This is a genomic window from Promicromonospora kroppenstedtii DSM 19349 (genome assembly GCF_000515355.1).
GTDB classification, from domain to species: domain Bacteria; phylum Actinomycetota; class Actinomycetes; order Actinomycetales; family Cellulomonadaceae; genus Promicromonospora; species Promicromonospora kroppenstedtii.
The window spans coordinates 330,043-333,646 of sequence record NZ_KI911686.1 but is presented as its reverse complement, the minus strand read 5'-3'; the positions used below and the strand labels follow the sequence as shown (position 1 = coordinate 333,646).

At 72.6% G+C, this 3,604-nt stretch carries 6 protein-coding genes; 2 read left to right on the top strand and 4 right to left on the bottom strand.

Annotated elements, in window-relative coordinates:
• Both PROKR_RS16225 and PROKR_RS16220 read right to left on the bottom strand, forming a co-directional pair.
• On the bottom strand, positions 1–213 hold a 213-nt coding region (locus PROKR_RS16225; protein WP_036964615.1), incomplete at its 3' end, for an alanine racemase.
• A gap of 47 nt (positions 214–260) precedes the next feature.
• A complete protein-coding gene (locus PROKR_RS16220; protein ID WP_051433042.1) occupies positions 261–1,265 on the bottom strand; it encodes a pseudouridine synthase in 1,005 nt (334 codons plus the stop codon).
• A 78-nt stretch (positions 1,266–1,343) separates the two neighbouring features.
• Between PROKR_RS16220 and PROKR_RS16215 the strand changes: the two genes are divergently transcribed.
• Positions 1,344–1,826, top strand: a complete 483-nt coding sequence (locus PROKR_RS16215; RefSeq protein WP_036964614.1) for a glutathione peroxidase — start codon at positions 1,344–1,346, stop codon at positions 1,824–1,826.
• 23 nt (positions 1,827–1,849) lie between these two features.
• Here the strand turns inward: PROKR_RS16215 and PROKR_RS16210 are convergent, their stop codons facing one another.
• On the bottom strand, positions 1,850–2,155 hold the full coding sequence (locus PROKR_RS16210; RefSeq protein ID WP_142032789.1) for a hypothetical protein: 306 nt from the start codon (positions 2,153–2,155) through the stop codon (positions 1,850–1,852).
• A gap of 142 nt (positions 2,156–2,297) precedes the next feature.
• On the opposite strand from PROKR_RS16210, the gene PROKR_RS30810 reads away from it, so the two are divergent.
• On the top strand, positions 2,298–2,771 hold the full coding sequence (locus PROKR_RS30810) for a GNAT family N-acetyltransferase (protein ID WP_051433041.1): 474 nt from the start codon (positions 2,298–2,300) through the stop codon (positions 2,769–2,771).
• 24 nt (positions 2,772–2,795) lie between these two features.
• Here the strand turns inward: PROKR_RS30810 and PROKR_RS16200 are convergent, their stop codons facing one another.
• Positions 2,796–3,437 (bottom strand): response regulator, encoded by a 642-nt coding sequence (locus PROKR_RS16200; protein WP_036964612.1) that lies wholly within the window; start codon positions 3,435–3,437, stop codon positions 2,796–2,798.
• Positions 3,438–3,604: the final 167 nt, after the last annotated feature.

Genomic DNA, 3,604 nt, shown 5'->3' with positions numbered 1-3,604 from the left:
GAGCGCCTCGACGCTCTGCGCCGCGCCCAGCCAGGTGGCACCGCCCGCGAGCGCCGCCCGTGCCGAGGGGGCCAGCCCGTGCCCGTACGCGTCCGCCTTGACGACGGCCATGACCTGGGCGGTCGGGGCGGTCGTCCGCAGGGCGCGCACGTTGTCGCGGATCGCGTCGAGATCGACGACGGCGCGGGCGGGGTAGTCGGGGGCGGTACTCATCGCACCGATTCTTGCACCTGTCCGATGCCCACGGACGTGTCAGCCGCTCAGTTCCCTGGAGGGATCCGTGGGTCTGACGCGTCGCGCGCCGGCTCGCCTGTCCATTCACGCAGGTCGCGGCGGGACTCGAAGCGGCGCAGCCGGCCCGACAGGGGGTCGGTGAGCTCCAGGGAGCGGGACAGGAGCTGCAGGGGCCGGTCGAAGTCGTCGGGCTCGCTGCGCAGCTCCGGCCAGAACGGGTCGTGCAGGATCGGCAGCCCGAGCGAGGCCATGTGCAGCCGCAGCTGGTGGGTCTTGCCGGTGTGCGGTTCCAGGCGGTAGAGGCCCAGGCCACGGGTCTCGTCGGCGGCGGTGAGCGTGATCAGGGACTCCGCGTTGGGCTCGCCCGGCACCTCCTCGGCGCGGGTGACCCCGCGCCGCTTCACGATGCGGCTGCTGAGCGTGGCGGGCTCGCCGAGGGCCACGTGCGCGCCCGGTCCCGGGAGCGGGGCGACGGCCTCGTAGACCTTGCGCACCACGCGGCGGGCGAACGCCTCCTGGTACGCGCCGCGCACCTCGGGCCGCACCGTGAGGACGAGCACTCCGGCAGTGCCGCGGTCCAGGCGGTGGGCCGGGGAGAGCTCGGGCAGGTCGAGGGCCACCCGGAGGCGGACCAGCACGGTCTCGCGCACCCACCGTCCGCGGGGCATCGTGGCGAGGAAGTGCGGCTTGTCCACGACCAGCAGGTTCTCGTCGCGGTGGAGCACCTCCGACTCGAACGGGATCGGGTCCTCGTGGGCCGGTGGGTCGCGGTACAGGTAGAGGAACCCGCGCGGCTCGTACGGCGTCGTCGGGGTGAGCGGCTCGCCGTGGCCGGTGACCACCTCCCCCAGGGCGACCTTCTCGAGAAGCCGGTCCGCGTCGTCGCGGAACCGGTCCAGGAGGTAGTCGAGCGCGTAGGGGAACCGCACGACGACGTCGGGGTCGTGCGGCAGCACGATCCGCGTGGGGTTGAGCCCGTCCCGCACGGGCAGCGGGGGCCGGTGCTTGGCGGGTCCGGGCGTACGGGTCACGTCGTCAACCTAACCTGCTGGTCCGCAGTCGTGCCCGAAGGGTTCCGTTGACTCGGACAACGGGTAGAGGATGGCCGGGTGACCCTCTACGACATTCCTTTCCACACGATGGACGGCACCGAGATCTCGCTGGCCGAGCACAAGGAGGACGTGGTCCTCGTGGTGAACGTGGCCTCGCGGTGCGGCCTGGCCCCGCAGTACGCGACCCTCGAGGAGCTGCAGAAGAAGTACCAGGACCGCGGCTTCACGGTGCTGGGCTTCCCCAGCAACCAGTTCCTGCAGGAGCTGAGCTCGAACGAGAAGATCGCCGAGTTCTGCTCCATGACGTACGGCGTCACCTTCCCCGTGCTCGACAAGATCCGGCTGAACGGGCGCAACGCGCACCCGCTCTACGTCGAGCTCAAGAAGACCGAGGACGCCGAGGGGCACTCGGGCAAGATCCGCTGGAACTTCGAGAAGTTCCTGGTGCTGCCCGGGGGCGACGTGCGCCGGTACTCGCCGAGGACGCTGCCGGACGACCCGGCGATCATCGAGGAGATCGAGGCGCACCTGCCCCGCTGAGGGCCCGGCGCCCGGTCACCCGGTCACCCGTCGCCGCTCGGCGCGAGCGTGAGCCGCATCGCGACCGGCACGATGTCCGAGGCATCGCCGAGCCAACCGGTCCAGACCCGGGTCAGACCCAGCTCCCGTCCCGGGTCCGGTACCTCCGGTGACAGCCGGTGCCTGCTCACGAGCGGCATGGCCGTGAGCTCGCTGACCGTCAGTATCTCGATGACCAGCACGTCCACCCTGTCGAGGCCGAACGCCAGCCAGTCCTGACTCACCCGCAGCGAGAGCGTGTCGAGCGCCGAGAGGCGGGACATCACCGCGCTGAATGCTGTATCCGTCATGCACCCTAGACGCGGGAACCGCGCCGAGGTCACAGCACTTCGAGAAAATGTTGCAGACCAGTTCTCGCCCGCTCCGGCACGGGCCGCTGACGCAAATCTCAACGGTGGTGCCGCGGGTGAGGCCGGGCCGTACGCTGAGGCAATGGTCGTCAACCGGTTCCGGCAGGCCACGCCCGAGGACGCGCACGCGCTCCTGGACGTGGAGCGAGCCGCTGGGATCGCGGCGCTCGGCCACATCTTCCCGCCGGGCATGTACCCGTTCCCGTCCGACGAGGTGCTGGCCAAGTGGCAGGCCGCACTCAGCGAGCCGGGGGTCCGCGTCCTCGTCCTGGACGACGACGGCGACCGCCCCCGGCTGGCCTGTTTCGTGGCCCACGACGAGCGGCTGCTCAGGCACCTCGCGGTGCACCCCGCGCACTGGGGCAGCGGCCTGGCTCGCGCCGCGATGGACGTGGCGGTCGCCGAGATGGCCGATCCGCGGCTGTGGTGCCTCGCCGACAACGACCAGGCGATCGGCTTCTACGAGCACCTGGGCTGGCGCCGCACGGGCCGCCGCAAGGCCGCCGAGTACGCGCCCTTCCCGGACGAGGTCGAGATGGTCCTCCCCCAGGACTGAGCCGGCCCGCCGCCGGACCGCGGGCTACAGCTCCACCAGCCCCGCCCGGTAGCCCAGCACCACGGCCTGCGTGCGGTCGCGCGCCTGCAGCTTGGCCAGCACGGACGCCACGTGCGTACGCACCGTCTCGACGCCGACCACGAGCGCCGTCGCGATCTCGGCGTTGGTCATGCCCTGCGCCACCAGGTCCAGCACCTCCCGCTCGCGCGGCGTCAACGACGGCGCCCCGGCCGTCGCGCGCGGGCGTGTGCGCACCAGGTCCCGCAGCGCCTGCGGGTACAGCAGGCTCTGCCCGACGGCGACCGTGCGCACCGCCTGCACCATCTCGTCGGCCCCGGCGCGCTTGAGCAGGAACCCCGAGGCCCCGGCGGTGAGCGCGTCGAGCACGTAGCCGTCGTGCTCGAAAGTGGTCACCACCAGCACACGGGGCGGCTGCGGCAGCCGGAGCACCAGCTCGGTGGCCCGCAGGCCGTCCACGCCCGGCATCCGCACGTCCATGCAGACGACGTCGGGCCGCAGGCTGCGGGCCAGCTCGACCGCCCGCGCGCCGTCGCCGGCCTCGCCGACGACCTCCAGGTCGGGCTCCGCGTCCAGGATGAGGCGCAGGCCGCTGCGGACCAGCGGCTCGTCGTCGGCGAGGAGCACCCGCACGGGGGCGTCAGGCATCGGGTTCCTTCCGGTCGGTCGGTGCGGGGGTCCAGGGCAGGATCGCACGCAGCACCCAGCGGTCGCCGTCGGGTCCCGCCTCGGCGGTACCGCCGAACAGCGCGACCCGCTCGCGGATCCCGGCCAGGCCGCGGCCACCGGACGACCGGCCGCCCGACGGACGCCGG

Bases quoted from the DNA above. Each gene is read 5' to 3' on its own strand.
- PROKR_RS16210 (WP_142032789.1), bottom strand. From the start codon at position 2,155: ATGACGGATACAGCATTCAGCGCGGTGATGTCCCGCCTCTCGGCGCTC.
- PROKR_RS30810 (WP_051433041.1), top strand. From the start codon at position 2,298: ATGGTCGTCAACCGGTTCCGGCAGGCCACGCCCGAGGACGCGCACGCG.
- PROKR_RS16200 (WP_036964612.1), bottom strand. From the start codon at position 3,437: ATGCCTGACGCCCCCGTGCGGGTGCTCCTCGCCGACGACGAGCCGCTG.